This window comes from Dorea sp. AF36-15AT, from assembly GCF_003477705.1.
Lineage (GTDB): Bacteria > Bacillota > Clostridia > Lachnospirales > Lachnospiraceae > Claveliimonas > Claveliimonas ammoniilytica.
Map to the genome: position 1 here is coordinate 614,668 of NZ_QUDV01000001.1, position 18,362 is coordinate 633,029.

Annotated in this window: 19 protein-coding genes; 18 read left to right on the top strand and 1 reads right to left on the bottom strand. The window is 44.1% G+C overall.

The annotated features are described in order from the left end of the window. From recG to DWZ93_RS02885, 5 genes are all read left to right on the top strand, one after another. A complete protein-coding gene (gene recG / locus DWZ93_RS02865) occupies positions 1-2,031 on the top strand; it encodes an ATP-dependent DNA helicase RecG (RefSeq protein WP_118451898.1) in 2,031 nt (676 codons plus the stop codon). A gap of 78 nt (positions 2,032-2,109) precedes the next feature. Beyond that, entirely contained in the window at positions 2,110-2,316 is a 207-nt protein-coding gene (locus tag DWZ93_RS02870; RefSeq protein WP_118383694.1) for an alpha/beta-type small acid-soluble spore protein, read from the top strand. 93 nt (positions 2,317-2,409) lie between these two features. Then, positions 2,410-3,009: a 16S rRNA (guanine(966)-N(2))-methyltransferase RsmD gene (gene rsmD / locus DWZ93_RS02875; RefSeq protein ID WP_278337069.1), complete on the top strand. Its 600-nt coding sequence runs from the start codon at positions 2,410-2,412 to the stop codon at positions 3,007-3,009. Positions 3,010-3,038: 29 nt separating this feature from the next. Then, positions 3,039-3,524 carry a pantetheine-phosphate adenylyltransferase gene (coaD, locus tag DWZ93_RS02880; RefSeq protein ID WP_118383692.1) on the top strand — a complete coding sequence of 162 codons (486 nt, stop codon included), beginning with the start codon at positions 3,039-3,041 and terminating at the stop codon, positions 3,522-3,524. Positions 3,525-3,527: 3 nt separating this feature from the next. Beyond that, a complete protein-coding gene (locus DWZ93_RS02885) occupies positions 3,528-4,142 on the top strand; it encodes an ATPase (protein ID WP_118383691.1) in 615 nt (204 codons plus the stop codon). On the opposite strand, the gene DWZ93_RS02890 is transcribed toward DWZ93_RS02885, so the two are convergent. Beyond that, complete coding sequence (locus tag DWZ93_RS02890) at positions 4,136-5,092, bottom strand: transporter (protein WP_118451899.1); 957 nt, start codon at positions 5,090-5,092, stop codon at positions 4,136-4,138. The genes DWZ93_RS02885 and DWZ93_RS02890 overlap by 7 nt on opposite strands. A gap of 118 nt (positions 5,093-5,210) precedes the next feature. Between DWZ93_RS02890 and DWZ93_RS02895 the strand changes: the two genes are divergently transcribed. The 13 genes from DWZ93_RS02895 (at position 5,211) to hisB (ending at position 18,351) form a co-directional block, all read left to right on the top strand. Continuing rightward, complete coding sequence (locus tag DWZ93_RS02895) at positions 5,211-6,647, top strand: aminoacyl-histidine dipeptidase (protein WP_118451900.1); 1,437 nt, start codon at positions 5,211-5,213, stop codon at positions 6,645-6,647. Between the two features lie 54 nt (positions 6,648-6,701). Further along, complete coding sequence (locus DWZ93_RS02900) at positions 6,702-7,391, top strand: M23 family metallopeptidase (RefSeq protein WP_118383687.1); 690 nt, start codon at positions 6,702-6,704, stop codon at positions 7,389-7,391. Between the two features lie 70 nt (positions 7,392-7,461). Then, positions 7,462-8,856 (top strand): RsmF rRNA methyltransferase first C-terminal domain-containing protein, encoded by a 1,395-nt coding sequence (locus tag DWZ93_RS02905; RefSeq protein WP_118451901.1) that lies wholly within the window; start codon positions 7,462-7,464, stop codon positions 8,854-8,856. Positions 8,857-8,888: 32 nt separating this feature from the next. Then, the gene (locus DWZ93_RS02910) at positions 8,889-9,599 is read left to right on the top strand and encodes a pseudouridine synthase (RefSeq protein ID WP_118451902.1); all 711 of its coding nucleotides are present in this window, start codon (positions 8,889-8,891) and stop codon (positions 9,597-9,599) included. Continuing rightward, the gene (locus DWZ93_RS02915; protein WP_118451903.1) at positions 9,596-10,270 is read left to right on the top strand and encodes an HAD family hydrolase; all 675 of its coding nucleotides are present in this window, start codon (positions 9,596-9,598) and stop codon (positions 10,268-10,270) included. Before DWZ93_RS02910 ends, DWZ93_RS02915 begins: the two co-directional genes overlap by 4 nt. A 2-nt stretch (positions 10,271-10,272) precedes the next feature. Then, a complete protein-coding gene (locus tag DWZ93_RS02920; RefSeq protein ID WP_118451904.1) occupies positions 10,273-12,177 on the top strand; it encodes a YgiQ family radical SAM protein in 1,905 nt (634 codons plus the stop codon). A gap of 41 nt (positions 12,178-12,218) precedes the next feature. Then, positions 12,219-12,797 (top strand): hypothetical protein, encoded by a 579-nt coding sequence (locus DWZ93_RS02925; protein WP_118451905.1) that lies wholly within the window; start codon positions 12,219-12,221, stop codon positions 12,795-12,797. 55 nt (positions 12,798-12,852) lie between these two features. After that, positions 12,853-13,827 (top strand): RluA family pseudouridine synthase, encoded by a 975-nt coding sequence (locus DWZ93_RS02930; protein ID WP_118451906.1) that lies wholly within the window; start codon positions 12,853-12,855, stop codon positions 13,825-13,827. Positions 13,828-13,853: 26 nt separating this feature from the next. Beyond that, positions 13,854-14,396, top strand: coding sequence for a Holliday junction resolvase RecU (locus DWZ93_RS02935; RefSeq protein WP_118383681.1), 543 nt, complete (start codon positions 13,854-13,856; stop codon positions 14,394-14,396). Between the two features lie 75 nt (positions 14,397-14,471). After that, the gene (gene hisZ, locus DWZ93_RS02940) at positions 14,472-15,722 is read left to right on the top strand and encodes an ATP phosphoribosyltransferase regulatory subunit (protein WP_118383680.1); all 1,251 of its coding nucleotides are present in this window, start codon (positions 14,472-14,474) and stop codon (positions 15,720-15,722) included. 28 nt (positions 15,723-15,750) lie between these two features. Beyond that, positions 15,751-16,386: an ATP phosphoribosyltransferase gene (gene hisG, locus DWZ93_RS02945; protein WP_118383679.1), complete on the top strand. Its 636-nt coding sequence runs from the start codon at positions 15,751-15,753 to the stop codon at positions 16,384-16,386. Positions 16,387-16,431: 45 nt separating this feature from the next. Then, positions 16,432-17,730, top strand: coding sequence for a histidinol dehydrogenase (gene hisD / locus DWZ93_RS02950; RefSeq protein ID WP_118383678.1), 1,299 nt, complete (start codon positions 16,432-16,434; stop codon positions 17,728-17,730). A 33-nt stretch (positions 17,731-17,763) separates the two neighbouring features. Beyond that, positions 17,764-18,351 carry an imidazoleglycerol-phosphate dehydratase HisB gene (gene hisB, locus DWZ93_RS02955; RefSeq protein WP_118451907.1) on the top strand — a complete coding sequence of 196 codons (588 nt, stop codon included), beginning with the start codon at positions 17,764-17,766 and terminating at the stop codon, positions 18,349-18,351. Positions 18,352-18,362 lie beyond the last annotated feature (11 nt).

The window sequence follows — 18,362 nt, forward strand, 5'->3', positions numbered from 1 at the left end:
ATGAATGAGAGAACAGGTATTGGCGAATTAAAGGGCATTGGAGAAAAGACAGAAAAGCTTTTCCATAGGCTTGGTGTCTATACGGTAGGAGATCTTCTGAGACATTATCCGAGAGGATATGACATATATGAAGCACCCGTACCGATTGATGATCTTACAGAAGGCAGGATCCAGACAGTATCCGGTTTATTATCCGGATCTGTTCAGGTATCACCGAATCGCAAAATGCCGGTTACAACTGTAAAAGTAAAGGATGCATCCGGGACTATAAAAGCAATATGGTTCCGGATGCCTTTTTTAAGGAGCACATTGGCGGCAGGTGGATCAATCATTCTGCGTGGACATGTGGTGCGAAGAAAAGATGGTCTGATACTGGAGCATCCTGAGATCTTTTATCCGGCAGATTCTTATCAGCAGAAAATGGGTACACTGCAGCCGCAGTATCCGCTGACGACAGGACTTTCCAATAATCTTACGGTAAAGGCGGTCCGTCAGGCTGTAGAACAGCTGAATCTGACGACAGACAGGCTGCCAGAAGAACTCCGTATGAAATACGAACTGGCGGAGTACAATTATGCAATTCGCGGTATACACTTTCCAGAGGATAAAGAAGTATACTGTCGAGCAAGAGAGCGGCTGGTGTTTGAAGAATTCCTGGAATTTATTCTGTCTATCCGAAAGCTGAAAGAAAATAATGAACGTATGAAAAATGATTTCGATATCATGCCAAGGAAAGAGACAGACAGACTGCTCCGGTCATTGCCGTATGAACTGACAGGTGCACAGATGCGTGTGTGGAAGGAAATAATGCAGGATATGCAGGGGGAATACGTGATGTCGAGACTGGTACAGGGAGATGTGGGGTCCGGTAAGACGATCGTAGCGGCACTTGCTCTTCTCACTGTTGTAATGAACGGATACCAGGGAGCGATGATGGCTCCGACAGAAGTGCTCGCGAAGCAGCATTTTGAATCATTAACAGAACTTTTTGACACCTGTCATATTTCGATAAAAACAGAGCTCTTGACTGGATCTATGAAAGCAAAAGAGAAGCGGGAAGCGTATGCAAGAATTGCATCTGGAGAATCACAGATTATTCTTGGTACGCACGCATTGATTCAGGATAAGGTCGACTATCATAACCTGGCACTAGTGGTGACTGATGAGCAACATCGATTTGGTGTACGCCAGCGGGAGATATTTGCGGAAAAAGGAACAAATCCACATATTCTCGTTATGAGTGCAACACCGATTCCACGGACACTGGCAATTATTCTGTATGGTGATCTGGATATTTCAATCATTGATGAGCTTCCATCCAATCGTCTGCCGATCAAGAACTGCGTGGTAGACACCGGATATCGTGATACTGCATATCGATTTATTAAGAATCAAATTATTGAAGGACGGCAATGTTATATAGTGTGCCCGATGGTAGAAGAAAGTGAACATCTGGAAGTTGAAAATGTAACGGATTATGCGGTAATGCTTCAGCACGAACTGGGCAATGCGGTTAAGGTAGATTATCTTCATGGAAAAATGAAACAGTCTGAAAAGGATGAGATCATGAATCGTTTTGCGGCAAACGAGATTCAGGTACTGGTATCAACAACGGTAATCGAAGTGGGGATAAATGTACCAAATGCCACAGTGATGATGGTGGAAAATGCTGAACGCTTTGGTCTTGCGCAGCTGCATCAGCTTCGTGGACGTGTGGGGCGCGGTAAATATCAGTCATATTGCATTTTTATGAGTGGTTCAAAATCAAAAGATACGAAAAAAAGATTGGAAATTCTGAATAATACCAATGACGGATTTAAAATTGCGAGTGAAGATCTGAAGCTTCGTGGTCCGGGAGATCTGTTTGGTATCCGGCAGAGCGGACTGATGGATTTTAAGCTTGGAGATATTTATCAGGATGCAAAGCTTCTGCAATATGCATCGGAAGCAGCTGAATGGATTATGACCAATCACCAAGACTGGATACAGGATCTGGAAAAGAACGAAAAAAATACCAGTGTAATATTATAAAACCTCCATATACTATGGGTGTAACTTAAGACAGGGTTACAGACAAACAGTAAAAGGATACAAAAGGAGGAAAATAAAATGGCAAGTCGTTCAACAAACAGAACAGCAGTACCTGAGGCAAAGGGCGCACTGGACAAATTTAAATACGAGGTAGCAAGTGAATTGGGAGTACCGCTTTCAGATGGCTACAATGGAGATTTAACATCCAGACAGAACGGATCTGTAGGTGGATATATGGTAAAAAAGATGATCGAAGAACAGGAAAAGCAGATGGCAAATAAATAATCAGACAAATGCTGAAAGAGACCTCGGAAAAATCCGGGGTTTCTTTGTATTTTCTGGGATTCCGTGTTGACATTTTTGCTACTTATTTATATAATTAACAAGGTAAAGTATTATGTATACAAGAGGAGAAAGAATATGCGTGTTATCGGAGGACGGGCAAAGCGGTTACAGTTGAAGACACTGGAAGGGATGGATACCAGACCGACGACAGATCGTATTAAGGAGACACTTTTTAATATGATCGATCCGTGGATTGCTGACTGTGACTTTCTGGATCTGTTTGCCGGAAGCGGCGGAATCGGGATTGAGGCTGCCAGCCGGGGAGCGAAGGAAGTAGTATTTGTAGAGAAGAATCCTGCTGCTATGATGATTATCCGGGAGAATCTGAAGCACACAAGCCTGGAAGATGCAGCTGTTACGATGCAGTCTGATGTGATGACTGCAATCCGTTCACTGGATGGACGAAAGCAGTTTGATTACATTTTCATGGATCCACCATATGATCACAGCCTGGAACGTCAGGTGCTGGAGCTTCTCAGAGAACATCGTATCCTGCGTGATGATGGCATGGTGATCGTAGAGGCATCGCTTGATACATCCTTTACATATCTGGAGGAATGTGGATTCCGCCTGGTAAAAGAAAAGATATATAAGACTAATAAGCACATGTTTATTGAGTATCAGCAAGATTAGATGAGACATAGATTACAGGAGGATTTTTTATGAGAGCGATTTATCCGGGAAGTTTTGATCCGGTTACATTTGGACATCTTGATATTATCTGCCGTTCATCAAAGATTGCGGACGAGTTAATTATCGGAGTATTGAAGAATAATGCAAAAAGTCCGTTGTTTTCCTTAGAAGAACGTGTTAAAATGTTGGAAGAGGTCACAAAAGATTATCATAATGTGAAGGTTGTTCCCTTTGAGGGATTATTGGTAGATTTTGCAAAGAATATGAAGGCAGATATTGTCGTCCGGGGATTGCGGGCGATCACAGACTTCGAGTATGAGTTGCAGATGGCGCAGACCAACCATAAGCTGGAAGAGAATGTTGAGACGATATTCCTTTCCACCAGACTGGAGTACTCTTATCTGAGTTCTACAATTGTAAAAGAAGTGGCGTCTTTTAATGGGGATATATCTCAGTTTGTACCGAAAGTGGTAGAACAGAGAATACGGGAGAAAATACAAAAAAGGAGAGTGTAAATTATGAGCAGCCGTATTGAACAGATTATTGAAGAGATTGAAGAGTATATTGATTCCTGTAAGTTTCAGCCTTTATCTACAACTAAGATCATTGTAAATAAAGATCAGCTGGATGAACTTCTTCGCGAACTGCGTATGAAGACACCGGATGAGATTAAGAGATATCAGAAGATCATTGCGAATAAAGATGCGATTCTGGCAGATGCACAGGCAAAGGCAGATAATATGATTGAAGAGGCACACATTCAGACGAATGAACTGGTCAGCGAGCATGAGATCATGCAGCAGGCATATGCGCAGGCCAATGATATTGTTACTGCGGCTACTGAGCAGGCGCAGCAGATTCTGGATAATGCAACACGTGATGCTAATGATATCCGTATCGGCGCTATGCAGTATACAGATGATCTCCTTGCTAACGCAGAAAGCATTATTGGTCATACACTGGACAGTTATACAGCGAAGTATGATGGACTGATCAATTCACTTCAGGAGTGTTTTGATATGGTACGTAATAATCGTTCTGAACTTGAGATTCCAGAACAGCCACAGCCGGATGCCAACGAATATGTTGAGCCGGAAGAGGACGATTTCCTTGACACGGAATTGGATCAGTAATTAATTATAATAAGATATAGATATGCCAACAGGCTGGTTACCGTCATGGTAACCAGCTTTTCAGCTATATATGGGATCATTTTAAGTCCGGATCTTTGAACCATGGACATGGTCTGCAGAATGGAAGAGATTCCACCAAACGAGGTCAGCGCGAGCATAATCAGATAACGGATGTTTCGCGAAATAGCAAGACCAGACAGCAGTTCAAGACCTGTAGTAATCTCAAAAGCGGACAACAGGATAGTCTTACCAACACTGTCTGTAAGAATAATCTGATCTAACATATGCATCCATATGGATGCAAGCATCATATAAAGCGCTACCCGTATGATGGCATCGGCACTTTCGGTAATGCTGGTATTTAAGATTGTGCCAAAGGAATGACTTGCGGGTTGCACGGATGACCCGATTGCGCAAGTCCGATATTCTTCAGAATGTATCCTGGGCTTGTGGGTATAATAGAGTCTGAACATCTGGCTGCAGAGCAGCGGAGAACCTGTTAATATCAGGAAAAATGGAAGATGCAGGGCATGTTCGGGAATATAATTGCGAAAAAGCACACCCAGAATAAACATGGGACTCATATTATTACAAAAAGAGAGCAGAAATGCACCCTCATCTGGGCTGATACGTTCGCTGACAGTCAGGTCTGCGGTCACCTTGGCACCCATCGGATAACCGCACAGGAAACCGGCGATGACTGCAAAAGAGCCATATCCCGATACGCCTGGAAAAAGACGCATGAAAGATTCTGTAATCCGGCTGACAAGATACACAGTGTCTGTCTGCATCATCATCTGTGTCAGGATCATAAATGGGAGAAGCGTGGGAAGCACATAGAGGTACCACAATACAAGTCCTTCCAAAGCACCGGAAATGACTGCATTTCTGTAAAACAAAAAGAGAAAAAAGACAGATAACAGCAGTGCAGAAAGAATCTTTCGCTTCATAGTATCACCTGATATATAAGTTATAATTAATGTACGCGTCCGGTTGCTTTTTCATGTGGAATATGACAAAATAAATGATGTTGGAGATAAAATAATGAAGAGAGGATAGCGAGAAGATATGTCAGTATTAAGTGAATTGGAACCAAAGAAAGTATTTCATTATTTTGAAGAACTGTGTAAAATTCCGCATGGCTCTTACAATACAAAAGCGATCAGCGACTATTGTATGCAATTTGCAGCAGATAGAGGGTTGGAAGCAGAACAGGATGATACTAATAATGTGATTATCCGCAAGAATGGAACGGCAGGTTATGAGGAATCTGCGCCGGTTATTATTCAGGGCCATCTGGATATGGTATGTGAGAAGATGCCTGAAGTAGAGCATGATTTTGAAAAAGATCCATTGGATCTTCAGATTGAGGATGGATTTGTTACTGCCAACGGAACCACTCTTGGTGGAGATGATGGAATTGCGATCGCCATGGCACTGGCGGTTCTGGACAGCGATAATATTTCACATCCACCGATTGAGGCGGTATTTACCACAGAAGAAGAGGTAGGCATGGAAGGTGCCCGTAATCTTGATTTCTCTAAGATTAAAGGTAATATGGTGATTAATATTGATTCCGAAGAAGAAGGCATTCTGACTGTAGGATGTGCCGGTGGTTTTCGTTTTGATGCGATGCTTCCGGTTGCATATGAGCCGGTCAATGGAACGGTGTTATCCGTTCACATCCATGGATTATCCGGCGGACATTCCGGAGCGATGATCCATCTGCAGCGTGGAAATGCTAATAAGCTGATGGGACGTCTGTTAAATCACATTCGTCTGCAGCAGTCTGTACGTCTCGTAGAGCTTGGCGGCGGTAATAAGGACAATGTAATTTCTGCTGATCATACAGCTAAGATCGCAGTGACGGATGCAGAAGCAGTGAAAGCACTGATCTGTGAGATGGAACAGATCTGGAAACAGGAATTTGGCAAGGATGAACCGGGACTTACAGTAGATATCACAGAGACCGCTGCGGATCAGATGATGGATGAGACGAGTACAGACCGCGTGATCGCGTATCTGGATCTGATGCCGGACGGAGTGGCTGCGTTTGAGCGTGAGATTGAAGGTCAGGTTGAGACTTCTCTGAATGCCGGTGTCGTGAAGACAGAGGCAGAGCAGGTTGTGGTAACACATCTGGTAAGAAGTTCTGTAGAGTCGAAGAAAGCAGAATTAAAGGAACGTCTGTACCGTCTGGTACGTATGCTGGGTGCAGACGGAATCGATCGCGATGAGTATCCGGCATGGGCTTACAAGGCAGACAGTGTACTCCGTAGACGGATGGTTGAAGTATTCAAAGAAGTATACGGCAAAGAGCCACAGGTAGTAACTATCCACGCAGGACTGGAGTGTGGTATTTTCATGGGCAAGCGTCCGGAACTGGACTGTGTATCGATCGGACCGGATCTGTTCGATATTCATTCCTATAATGAACGCATGGATATTAAATCAGTAGAACGCACTTACAAATATCTGCTGGAAGTTCTGAAAGCAATGAAATAATGCATAGGATAATAAAAAAGGCTGGACATCGGATTGAGAAAAAGGAACTTGAAGATGTTCAGGATTCTGTTGATCCTGGCATTTGTCTGTACGAACGGGGCGCATGCCCTGTATGAAAAAAGTAAGATCAATACAAGAGAAAATCTGGGAATAGAAGACGCAGAGTATCGGCGTGAATTCTGTTCTCCGGGGATGAAAGAGGACAGGGATGAATGGTCAGATTCCTGTCTTTCTTTTTTGGAAAAAGTAGAACGCGACAGTGTTTATTTTCCGATACCGGAGTCTGTGGCCGATCAGACGCTGACCGTATCATACGTTGATTCCTGGATGGCCAACAGAGAATATAAGGGTAAGAGCAGGCATGAAGGCACGGACATTATGGCAGATAAGAATGAGCGGGGACTCTATCCGGTGATCAGTATCTCGGATGGTATGATCACGAACCTTGGATGGCTGGAGAAGGGCGGATACCGGATCGGGATCACATCGCCTTCCGGTGTCTACTATTATTATGCGCATCTGGAATCCTATGCGGAGATTAAAGAGGGGGATCAGGTACAGGCAGGAGAAATGCTTGGATTTATGGGTGATTCCGGTTATGGAGAAGAAGGAACTACGGGACAGTTTCCGGTACATCTGCATCTTGGGATTTATGCCTTTGAAAATGGGAAAGAGATCAGCGTGAATCCCTATTACCTTCTACGTGCGCTGGAAGACAAAACGTTGAAATATTACTACATATAGAGTATAATATGACGGTATATACAAAGGATGCCGTATCATGTATTTCACCGGCATCTGAATGGAGGAAACGATGTATTTACCGGAAAAGTTTGAAAGAAAAATGCAAGATATCCTGGGAGATGAATACCAGGAATATGTAGATTGTTATGAAGCACCCCGCTATTATGGGCTGCGTGTGAATACGAAGAAGATATCAGTGGAGGACTTTGTCCGGATCTGTCCATTTGAAATCCGTCCGATACCATGGATTGAGAATGGATTTTATTACGATGGAGCACAGATCTCGCCGGCAAAGCATCCATATTATGCAGCGGGATTATATTATCTGCAGGAGCCAAGTGCTATGACTCCGGCGAACCGTCTGCCGGTCGAACCGGGTGACCGTGTATTGGATGTATGTGCAGCACCGGGAGGTAAAGCGACGGAACTTGGAGCAAAGCTTCAGGGACAGGGAGTACTGGTGGCCAATGATATCAGCAGTTCCAGAGCAAAGGGACTATTAAAAAATATAGAAATGTTTGGGATTGGCAATGTACTGGTACTCAGTGAAGAACCAGGCAGACTTGTAGAGTATTTCAGAGGATATTTTGATAAGATCCTGATCGATGCGCCATGCTCCGGTGAGGGGATGTTCCGAAAAGATAAAAAGATGGTCAAAGCCTGGGAAGAACACGGACCGGAGTTTTTCAGCAAATTACAGCGCAGTATTATTACGCAGGCTGCTGAGATGTTACGACCTGGCGGAATGTTGCTTTATTCCACCTGTACCTTTGACGGATTGGAGAATGAAGGAACGATCGGTTACCTGTTAGAACAGTATCCGGAGTTTACAATCGAAGAGATTCGCCCATATGAGGGATTCTGTGCGGGAATGCCGGGACTCTGGAAGAAGGATATTCCGGATCTTAAGAAGACAGTCCGTATCTTTCCACATAAGATGAAGGGCGAAGGTCATTATATTGCGCTGCTGAGAAAGAATGGGGAACATGAGATGATGTCTGGCGGCAGTAAGAAACGACCGAAGAAACTAGCCGAAGAGTTGGAAGCATTTCTGGCACAGGTGAACTGGGAAAAAGCAGGCATTGATTTTAAGCGGGAACAGTTAGAATTTCATGGCGAGCGCGTGTACTATATGCCGGAGAATCTGCCGGATATGGCAGGGATCCGTTTCTTACGTACCGGGCTTCTTATGGGTGAACTTAAGAAAAATCGCTTTGAGCCGAGCCAGGCACTGGCAATGTGTCTGAATATGGATGCGTATGGAGACTGCATTTCGCTTCCGGTGGATGATGACCGTGTGGTGCGTTACCTGAAAGGCGAGACACTGGATGTGGAAGATGTAACCGGAATGAAGAAAAAGGGATGGCATCTGTTCTGCGTGGACGGTTATCCGTTAGGTTGGGGCAAGCTTGCATCCGGGACGCTTAAGAATAAATATCTGCCGGGCTGGAGATGGCAGTCCTGACAGAGAGATAAGTAAGATAAGGATGGAATCCGATGATAAGACTGGATAAATATCTGGCAGACATGGGGATCGGTACCCGTTCTGCGGTAAAGCAAATGATCCGGAAAGGGCAGGTGCAGGTCAATCAGGAGACTGCTGCCAGACCGGAGTTAAAGATTGATGAACAGAATGACAAAGTGCAGGTAAACGGACAGACGATAGGCTATGCAGCCTTTGAATACTATATGCTTCATAAGCCTGCAGGAGTTGTGTCCGCAACAGAAGATAAGCGTGATAAGACGGTCATTGATCTGATTGAGAGCCGGAAGCGGAAAGACCTGTTCCCAGTAGGGAGACTGGACAAAGATACAGAAGGGCTGCTTCTGATTACCAATGATGGTGCTCTAGCACACCAGCTTTTGGCACCGAAGAAGCATGTAGACAAAGTCTACTATGCAAAAGTGCATGGATGGGTTACGGAGGATACGGTCAGTCAGTTCGCAAAAGGACTGAATATTGGCACTGACGATGCAGAGGAATGGACAAGACCAGCAAAGCTTGTAATTGTACAGGCCGGTGATGATTCGGAGATTCGACTGACGATCCAGGAAGGCAAATTTCATCAGGTGAAACGTATGTTTCAGGCAGTTGGCATGGAAGTAACCTATCTGAAACGGGAGTCTATGGGAAGCCTTGTGTTGGATGAGACATTAAAGCCTGGTGAATATCGGGAGCTTACAACAAAAGAACTGGAGAATTTATGAATAAATACGAAGAGATTATGAAAAATACAGATGCCGTGCTGTTTGATATGGATGGAACACTGATTGATTCCATGTGGGTATGGGCTGCAGTAGATGAAGAATTTTATGAGAGATACGGTCTGACAGAGCCGGACGACTTCTATGAGCAGATGGAAGGCAAGAGTTTTACAGAAGTTGCAAAGCTTTATCTGGACGCATTTCCGGAGATACCATTTACACTGGAAGAACTGCAGCAAGAATGGACCAGGATGGCATATGAAAAATACACAACTGAAGTGCCGTTGAAAGAAGGCGTGAGAGAATTTATCACCTCGCTGAAAGAACGGAACGTCAAGCTTGGAATCGGTACAAGCAATGGAAGAGAGCTTGTAGATGCAACGCTTCAGGCGTTGGATATTGAGCAGTATTTTGATTCCGTACATACATCCTGTGAAGTGGAGACAGGAAAACCATCGCCGGACATCTATCTGCTGGTGGCAGAGGATCTGGGTGTGGATCCGTCAAGATGTCTGGTGTTTGAGGATGTGCCGAACGGAATTCTTGCAGGAAAGAACGCAGGCATGCGTACCTGTGCAGTTTATGATCAATATTCCCGTGATCAGGAAGATAAGAAAAAAGAAATGGCCGATTATTATATTGATAGTTACATGGAACTTGGGAGTGCAGAGTAGTTATGGAACAGGGATTTTTACCGATTTGTAAAGAAGATATGGAAAAACGTGGCTGGACACAATTGGATTTTGTCTATGTGTCTGGTGATGCTTATGTTGATCATCCATCTTTTGGACCTGCGATCATCACCCGTATACTGGAATCCTATGGCTATAAGGTTGGCATTATCGCGCAGCCGGACTGGAAGGATAAGAACAGTGTGACGATCCTTGGAGAGCCGAGACTTGGTTTTTTAGTTTCTGCCGGCAATATGGATTCTATGGTAAATCATTACTCTGTATCCAAGAAGCGGAGAAGAACGGATGCATATACGCCAGGTGGCGTGGCCGGCCACAGACCGGATTATGCGGCTGTAGTCTACGGCAATCTGATCCGTCAGACATACAAGCATACGCCGATCATCCTGGGCGGAATCGAAGCAAGTCTCCGGAGAATGGCACACTATGATTACTGGTCCAACAAATTAAAACGCTCCATATTGCTGGATTCCGGTGCGGATATCATTTCGTATGGGATGGGAGAACGGTCTATCATTGCAATCGCAGAAGCTCTGGATGCAGGACTGGATGTAAAAGATATCACCTATATTGATGGCACCGTGTGTAAAGTGAAGGATCTGGACAGTGTCTATGATTATATCAGGCTTCCGTCTTATGAAGATCTGAAGACAGATAAGTTGGAATATGCCAGAAGCTTTTATACACAATATTGCAATACAGATCCGTTTTCTGGAAAACGTCTGGTAGAACCATATAACGATCACCTGTATGTAGTGCAGAATCCGCCGTCCAAGCCGTTAACTATGGAGGAAATGGATCAGGTCTACAGCTATCCATATATGCGGACATGGCATCCGTCTTATGATGCAGCAGGTGGAGTTCCTGCGATTCAGGAAGTAAAGTTCAGCCTGATCAGCAACCGTGGCTGCTTTGGCGGCTGTAGTTTCTGTGCATTGACGTTCCATCAGGGACGGATTATTCAGACCAGAAGCCACGAATCACTGGTCGAAGAAGCGAAGATGATGACGCAGGATAAGGATTTTAAAGGATATATCCATGATGTCGGAGGACCGACTGCTAATTTCCGTGCACCATCCTGTCAGAAGCAGTTGACAAAGGGGGTGTGTCCGAATAAGCAGTGTCTCTTTCCGAAACCATGTAAAAATCTCCGCGCAGACCACAGAGATTACATAAAATTATTACGTAAACTTAGAAAAATTGACGGAGTGAAGAAAGTATTTATCCGGTCAGGAATCCGATTCGATTATGTGCTGGCAGATCCGGATGATACATTTTTAAGAGAGCTATGTGAATATCATGTCAGCGGACAGTTAAAGGTAGCACCGGAGCATGTGTCTGATCCGGTATTGCAGAAAATGGGAAAACCGGAATACAGCGTGTATCAGAAGTTTGTGGAGAAATACAATCAGATGAATAAAAAGCTTCGCAAAGATCAGTATCTGGTACCGTATCTGATGTCATCGCATCCAGGTTCTACATTAAAAGAAGCAGTAAATCTGGCAGAGCATCTGCGGGACTTTGGCTATATGCCGGAGCAGGTACAGGATTTTTATCCGACACCGTCCACTCTTTCTACCTGTATGTATTACACAGGCGTGGATCCGCGGAACATGCAGCCGGTATATGTGCCGAAGAATCCTCATGAAAAGGCAATGCAGCGAGCGCTGATCCAGTATCGTGACCCGAAGAATTATGATCTGGTCATGGAAGCACTAAAAAAGACCGGACGCATGGATCTGGTAGGATATGACAAACGCTGTCTGATCCGTCCGGAAAAGGGGAAATCCAACAGTTGGTCAGAGAAGGGCAAGTCAGGAAAGAATGCGCGTGATAACACACGGAAGAAAAAGCATATTCGTAATGTGCATAAACGCAAAAAGAAATAACATAGCAAATAACAGAATCAATCAGGGAGTGACAGGGGAATATGAAGAAAGTAACAAAAGGAAAAGCAGGATATCTGGCTGAAAAGAAAAAAAGATTAGGATTGCAGGCACTGGCGGAATTTGCCGTGGTTGCGTTGATCCTGATCATTGGATATGTAATTACAAAAACAAGACTGAATATATTTACGGTAGTTGCAATCGTAGGCTGTCTTCCGGCAGCGCGTGTGCTGGTGGAGTTTATCGCGATGTTTCCTTATAGAAGCATTGAGGGAAAAGTACAGCGTGAAATAGATGCGAAAGGAGCACTGCTTACCAGAGTGTATGATATGGTGATTACAGATGGAGAGCATATCATGCCGGTCAGTGCAGTAGCAATCTCCAATCACAAGGTATTTGGTTATGCGCCAAATCCAAAGACAGATCCTGAGATGGCTGCGGCGTATATCAAACAGATCCTGAAAAATACAGGTCTGGAACCATCCACAGTAAAAGTATTTGCTGAATATGTGCCGTTTCTTTCCAGAGTAGAAGGCCTGAACAGCATGATGGAGATCAGCCAGTCAGCAGACCAGCAACTGGAGAGACGTATCCGCCGCAAGATACTGAATGTATCCATGTAATGAAAACACTGCTTTTGAAACAGTATTAGAATATCAGAATCATGACAGGTGACGAATGAGAGAATTAATCATATCGAAAAATGAAGCGAATCAGAGACTGGACAAGTATCTTGCCAAATATCTGAATCAGGCTCCGACAAGCTTTATCTATAAAATGTTAAGGAAAAAGAATATCGTTCTGAATGGTAAGAAAGCTGCCGGAAAGGAAAAGCTGCAGGCAGGAGATTCAGTAAAATTATTTCTTGCGGAAGATACGATTGAGAAATTTATCGAGCAGAAACCTACTGCGCGGAAGCGACTTCCGGGACATATGCCGGAAGTGATCTATGAGGATGCGGACATTTTGCTGTTAAATAAGCCTGCAGGTATGCTGTCACAAAAAGCGAATCCATCCGATGTGTCGGTAGTGGATTATATTACGGAATATCTGCTACGGAGCGGACAGGTTACTGAAACAGATCTTCATACGTTTCATCCGGGAATCTGTAACCGGCTGGACCGGAATACATCCGGACTTATTGCAGCGGGTAAGAGTCTTGCAGGTTTGCAGGAGTTAAGTCTTGGCTTTCACGACCGGACATTCCGCAAGTATTACCATTGTCTGGTAAAAGGAAAGGTAGATAAGCAGATCCATCTGAACGGCTATCTGAAGAAAGATCACCGGACGAATCGGGTTACGGTAATACAAGAGTCTGAAACGGATGCACAGCCAATCGAAACAGAGTATCGACCACTGGAATCTAATGGAAAGTATACGCTTCTGGAAGTACACCTCATCACGGGTAAGACCCATCAGATCCGTGCACATCTTGCATCGGCAGGACATCCACTTATCGGTGATTATAAATATGGAGATCGGCTATTGAATGACCGGTTTCGTGAAAAATATGGGTTAAAATCACAGTTGCTACATGCATATCGTCTGGAATTTCCAGAGCTTGACGGGGCATTAAAAGAAGTCTCAGGCAGAGCTTTTATTGCAGAAGAACCGATATTATTCCAGAAAATTGCAAAAGACTGTATCAGATAAAATGACAGATAAGGATTATATAAATAATGGGAACATGGCATACTAGGGGGCTCAGAGGCTCCACACTGGAAGATATGGTTAACCGGACAAATGAGAGATATCTGGAACAGGAGCTGGCATTGATCCAGAAGATTCCCACACCGATCACGCCGGTGCGCATGGACAAGGAACATCGTCAGATTACATTGGCGTATTTCGAACAGCGCAGTACGGTGGATTACATCGGTGCCGTACAGGGAATTCCAGTCTGCTTTGATGCAAAAGAGTGCAATGCAGATACATTTCCATTGCAGAACATACATGAGCATCAGATCATATTTATGGAAAATCTGGAGAAACAGCAGGGGATTTCTTTCCTGTTAATCTATTATACTGCAAGAAATGAAATGTATTATATGCGTTTTGAAGAGGTGGCGAAGTTCTGGAACCGTGCAATGACCGGCGGACGCAAGAGCATTCGTCTTGAAGAACTTGATCCACGATTTTTCTTTGATATCCGTTCAGGCTGTTTTGTGCCATATCTGGATATGATTAATCTGGATCTGGAACTCCGGGATGAGAGGTCTTGACAGGTTCGGAAAAAATTCGTATAATTCAAAAATAGATTTTAACGTATTAGCAAGCTAAAGTGTAAGGAGATCAATATGAAGAAATTACAGCATACTCCGGAAGGTGTCCGGGACATATACAATATCGAATGCGGCAAGAAACTCTCACTGGAGAGCCGTCTGCATAAAGTTCTGCAAATGTACGGATATCACGACATCCAGACTCCTACGTTTGAGTTCTTTGAAGTGTTCCGCAAAGAAATCGGAACCATTCCATCCAAAGAATTATATAAGTTTTTTGATAAAGAAGGAAATACTCTGGTTCTTCGACCGGATATTACACCATCCATTGCAAGGGCAGCGGCTACGCTGTTCCCGGATAATGATATGCCGATCCGGCTTTGCTATACCGGTAATACTTTTGTGAATTATCCGCAGAGTTATCAGGGCCGTCTTCGTGAGAATACACAGATGGGTGCGGAATTGATCGGTGTAGAGTCTATTGAGGCGGACGCTGAGATGCTGGCACTGGTAGTGGATTGTCTTACGACAATCGGTCTGCGTGAATTCCAGATCAGTGTGGGTAATGTTGACTATTTCCAGAGCCTGATTGAAGATGCAGGACTGGGAGAAGAGTCAGAAGCAAGAGTACGTGAACTGATCGGTAATCGTAATTTTCCGGGTGTGGAAGAATATCTGGACAGTATCGAAGTGCGTCGTAGCTCCAGAGAGGCATTGGTAGCACTGGAAGATCTCTACGGTGGAGAAGAGGTGCTGGATCAGGCAGAAAATATTGCACCAAACTCCAAAGCCATCATGGCAGTCCGCAGACTGAAGCGGATCTATGAAGTGCTGAAGATCTATGGCGTAGAAAAATACATTAACTTTGATCTGAGTATGACGGGGTTATATGGATACTATACAGGAATTATTTTCAGAGGATATACCTTTGGAACAGGCGATGCTATTGTAAAGGGTGGTCGTTATGACCATCTGTTGGAGAAATTTGGTAAAAAATCACCATCTATTGGGTTTGCGATCATAATTGACCAACTGATGAATGCATTGACCAGACAGCATATCCGTATTTCCTATACTCGTAAGAACACACTGATCCTTTATGATGACGGACGTCAGAAAGAGGCAATCAGCCTGGCAAAAGAATTTCGTGAAAAATGCAAAAATACAGAACTGGTGAAACGTGCTCCGGGTAAGACGCTGGAGGATTATATCAGCTACGGTAAAGAAAACTATGCCGGCAATATGCTCTATATTCAGAGCGATAATCAGATTATTATGATCAATCTGGTAACCGGTGAGAAGAAAATGATCCATTCAGACAATTAGTTTAGAAATATTAAGATAGGAGCCTGCCATGAGATATCTTACATTTGCCCTGGGAAAGGGGCGTCTTGCCAGCCAGACGCTGGAATTATTTGAAAAAATAGGAATTACCTGTGAAGAAATGAAGGACAAAAAGTCCAGAAAACTGATATTTGTAAATGAGGAACTGAAGCTTCGCTTTTTCCTGTCCAAGGGTCCGGATGTACCGACTTATGTGGAATACGGTGCGGCTGATATCGGTATCGTAGGAAGAGATACCATTCTGGAAGAGGGAAGAAAGGTGCACGAAGTGCTGGATCTTGGTTATGGTAAATGTCGTATGTGTATCTGCGGACCGAAAGAAGCGGAAGATCTGCTGAAACATCATGAACTGATCCGCGTCGCAACCAAATATCCAAATATTGCAAAAGATTATTTTTACAATGTCAAGCATCAGACAGTAGAGATCATCAAGTTAAATGGTTCTATCGAACTTGCTCCGATTGTGGGACTTTCAGAGGTAATCTGTGATATAGTAGAGACAGGATCCACACTGCGCGAGAATGGTCTGACCGTACTGGAAGAGGTATGTCCGCTGTCGGCACGCATGATTGTGAATCCGGTGAGTATGAGAATGGAAAGTGAACGGATCAAGGATCTGATCCAGAGACTGAGAACTGTGATATAAATATTGCATGATAAATAGAGATACAGACAGAAAGGATTGATCAGGATGAGAATACAGCATTTGGATTCCAGCACAAAAAAGAATCTTCTCGAAGATCTGCTACAGCGCAGTCCATCCAGCTATGGGCAGTATGAGCAGGCGGTGGCAGAGATTCTAAACAATGTTAAGATTGAAAAAGATAAAGCATTATTTGCATATACAGAGCAATTTGACCATGCCCATATTGACGCTTCTAATGTACGTGTAACAATGGAAGAGATTCAGGCGGCTTATGAAGAAGTTGGCGAGGAATTACTGCGTGTGATCCGCGGGTCATTAGAGAGTATTAAGTCTTATCATGAGAAACAACGTCAGTTCAGCTGGTTTGACAGTAAGCCTGACGGAACAATCCTTGGACAGAAGGTAACTGCGCTTCAGCGGGTAGGTGTCTATGTACCGGGCGGCAAAGCAGCTTATCCATCCTCTGTATTGATGAATATAGTTCCTGCACGTGTGGCCGGAGTGGATGAAATCATTATGGTTACACCTCCGGGAGCGGATGGGCGTGTCAATGCTAACACTCTGGTGGCAGCCTGTGAAGCAGGTGCAACAGCTATTTATAAAGTAGGTGGAGCACAGGCAATCGGAGCACTGGCATACGGGACAGAAAGTATTCCAAAGGTAGACAAGATTGTAGGACCTGGTAATATCTATGTGGCATTGGCGAAGAAAGCGGTGTACGGACATGTAAGCATTGATGCTATTGCCGGACCAAGTGAGATTATGGTAGTAGCGGATGAGACTGCTAATCCACGATATGTGGCGGCAGATCTGTTGTCTCAGGCGGAACATGATGAGATGGCGTCAGCGATTCTGGTTACGACCAGTGAAAAGCTCGCAAGAGAAGTATCTGATCAGATCGATGGCTTCTTAAAGGAACTGTCCAGAGCAGATATTATTCAGAAATCCTTAGATAATTATGGTTATATTCTGATCGCAGATACGATGGATGAAGTGATCGATACAGCAAATGAAATTGCGTCGGAACATCTTGAGATTATGACAAAGAATCCGTATGACACCATGACTCGTATCCGTAATGCAGGAGCTATTTTTATCGGTGAGTATGCAAGTGAGCCATTGGGCGATTATTATGCGGGACCGAACCATGTTCTTCCGACCAATGGAACAGCGAAATTCTTCTCACCGCTTTCGGTGGATGATTTTATTAAAAAGTCCAGCATTATCGGCTATTCCAGAGAAGCACTGGAACGTGTACACAAGGATATTGAAGCATTTGCGGAAGCAGAACATCTGACCGCGCATGCGAATTCAATTAAAGTCAGATTTGAAGAAAACAGATAGCAATATAATTAAATCAGATAAGGAGGTCTGTCTATGAGTAGAACTGCTTCTTGCACCCGCAAGACAAAGGAGACAGATATTACCCTGTCACTGAATCTGGATGGACAGGGAAAGAATGATATACATACCGGCATAGGATTTTTTGATCATATGTTAGATGGATTCGCAAGACATGGACTGTTTGATCTGGAGCTTCATGTGAGTGGAGATCTGGATGTGGACTGTCATCATACCATAGAGGATGTAGGAATTGTATTAGGTGGTGCAATCCGTAAGGCATTGGGAGATAAGGCTGGCATTAAGCGATATGGAAGTTTTCTGCTTCCGATGGATGAGACGCTCGCCATGTGTGCCATTGATCTCTCTGGCAGACCATATCTGAATTATCAGGCAGAGTTTACCTGCGAGAGACTTGGAACGATGGATACAGAGATGATCCGTGAATTTTTCTATGCGGTATCTTATGGCGCAATGATGAATCTACATCTGAAGATTCTGGATGCAGGCAATAACCACCATATGGCGGAAGCTTTGTTTAAGAGCTTCGGAAAGGCGCTGGATATGGCGACCGGAATGGAGCCTCGTATCAAAGAGGCGTGGACAACAAAAGGCAAATTATAAGGGGAGCAGAT